Genomic DNA, 1,040 nt, shown 5'->3' with positions numbered 1-1,040 from the left:
GCTGCTGGCCCACACGCTGCCGCACGCCACCGTGGCCATCTCCAACCCGAGCTGGGAAAACCACCGTGCGGTGTTCACCGCGGCCGGTTTCAAGGTGGTGGATTACACCTACTTCGACGCCGCCCGCCACGGCCTGGACTTCGACGGCATGCTCGCCGACCTGGCCAAGCTGGCACCGGGCACCACGGTGCTGCTGCACGCCTGCTGCCACAACCCGACCGGCGCGGACCTGACCGAGGCGCAGTGGAAGCAGGTCGCCGCGCTGCTGAAGGAACACCAGCTGTTCCCGTTCATCGACATGGCCTACCAGGGCTTTGACAAGGGCATCGCCGAGGACGGCGTGGCCGTGCGCATCGTCGCCGAGGCCGGCATCGACAGCTTCATCGTCGCCAACTCCTACTCCAAGTCGTTCTCGCTGTATGGCGAGCGCGTCGGCGCGCTGTCGGTGGTCGCGGCCGACGCCGCGCAGTCCAGGGCGGTGCAGTCGCACATCAAGCGCATCATCCGCACGATCTACTCCAGCCCGTCCACCCACGGTGCCGCGCTGGTGGCCGGGGTGCTGGGCAGCACCGAGCTGCGCGCGATGTGGGAAGAGGAACTGGGCCAGATGCGCACCCGCATCCACGCCCTGCGCGCCGGACTGGTGGCCAAACTGGCCGAACTGGGCGCACCGGAGTTCGCCTTCATCCAGCAGCAGGCCGGCATGTTCTCCTACTCGGGGCTGAGCCGCGCGCAGGTGGATACGCTGCGGGACGAGTACGGCATCTACGCCGTCGGCACCGGCCGTATCTGCGTGGCCGCACTGAACCAGGGCAACCTGGATTACGTGGCCAAGGCCGTGTGCGCGGTCAGCCGCAGCTGAGCACCGGCCATGCGCCAGTGACACAAAAAGCCCGGGGAAACCCGGGCTTTTTTGGTCTCCCGGCGGGCGTCACCCCCGAGGTCCGCAGCCCGGACAAGCCGGAGGCCGGGAACCGGTGCCTGTCCGTTTTCCCGCCGTCTCATCCCGTCCCCAAGGCCACCAGCGCCGCCCCGATCAC

General features: G+C 68.7%; 1 protein-coding gene. It reads left to right on the top strand.

Annotation, left to right across the window (positions count from 1 at the left end; all coding sequences use genetic code 11):
* The coding region (locus JCM9942_RS16680) for an amino acid aminotransferase (protein ID WP_054660956.1) at positions 1 to 862 on the top strand (862 nt) is incomplete at its 5' end.
* Positions 863 to 1,040: the final 178 nt, after the last annotated feature.

The sequence above is a fragment of the Stenotrophomonas pictorum JCM 9942 genome (genome assembly GCF_001310775.1).
Lineage (GTDB): Bacteria > Pseudomonadota > Gammaproteobacteria > Xanthomonadales > Xanthomonadaceae > Stenotrophomonas > Stenotrophomonas pictorum.
The sequence above is the reverse complement of the archived record's forward strand: the minus strand, read 5'-3'. Positions and strand labels throughout refer to the sequence as shown.